This window comes from Mycolicibacterium iranicum, from assembly GCF_002101705.1.
Classification (GTDB): Bacteria; Actinomycetota; Actinomycetes; order Mycobacteriales; family Mycobacteriaceae; genus Mycobacterium; species Mycobacterium iranicum.
Window position 1 is genome coordinate 1 of sequence record NZ_LQPC01000025.1, and the last position, 1,163, is coordinate 1,163.

At 61.7% G+C, this 1,163-nt stretch carries 1 protein-coding gene; it reads right to left on the reverse strand.

The window, feature by feature from the left end; all coding sequences use genetic code 11:
• Positions 1–1,163, reverse strand: a 1,163-nt coding sequence (locus AWC12_RS07490; RefSeq protein ID WP_085173333.1) for an amidohydrolase family protein, incomplete at both ends; no start/stop codon positions are given.

Below are 1,163 nucleotides of genomic sequence, written 5' to 3' on the forward strand. Positions count from 1 at the left end.
TGGATGGAGACGTCGTGTCCTTGGGCGGCTTGGCGTAGGGCGCCGACGGTGGCTTGGTCTTTGGGGATGTGGGTGAAGGGGTCCCAGTGATACCAGCGCATGGCGTTCTGGTAGGTCATCTTGTTGATCTCGTCATCAGGCACGGTGTTGGCCTTGAGGACTGCGTCGAGTTGTTCGGGGGCGCCGGGCCACATCGAATCGCTGTGCGGGTAGTCGGCTTCCCAGCAGATGTTGTCCACCCCGATCTGATGACGGGTGGCCACCCCGACCGGGTCGGCGATGAAACAGGTCAGGAAGTGCTCACGGAACACCTCAGAGGGCAGCTTGCCGCCGAAGTCCTGACCCGTCCAGGTCGAATGCATCTCATAGGTGCGATCCACCCGCTCCAAAAAGTACGGGATCCACCCGGTGCCGCCCTCGCTCAGGGCGATCTTGAGGTCGGGATATTCCTTGATCGGGCGCGACCACAACAGATCCGCGGCAGCCTGCACGATGTTCATCGGCTGCAAGGTGATCATCACATCCATCGGGGCATCCGGGGCGGTGATCGCCAACCGCCCCGACGAGCCGATGTGCACGTTGAGCACGGTGTCCGTATCAACCAGGGCGTCCCACATCGGCTTCCAATGCTCGAAATCATGGAAACTGGGATAGCCCATCGCCGCCGGGTTCTCGGTGAACGTCAACGAATGCACCCCCCGCGCAGCGTTACGGCGGATCTCCGCCGCACACGCTTGAGGATCCCAGATCACCGGCAACGTCATCGGAATGAACCGCGCCGGATAGGCCCCACACCATTCCTCGACATGCCAGTCGTTGTAGGCCTGCACCAACGCCAACGAGAACTCGTGATCCTCGGTGGCAAACAACCGGCCCGCAAACCCGGGAAACGACGGGAAACACATCGACCCCAAGATGCCGCCGGCGTTCATGTCCTTGACCCGCTCATCGACCTGCCAACAGCCGGGCCGGATCTCATCCAGACCCTGCGGTTCCAGGCCGTATTCCTCCTTGGGCCGACCCGCCACCGCATTGAGCGCCACATTCGGGATCACCACATCACGGAACTGCCAGGTATCCGACCCGTCCTCGTTGTGCACCAACCGCGGCGCCTCATCCAAATACTTCTTCGACAGATGATTCTTGAACATGTCCGGCGGCTC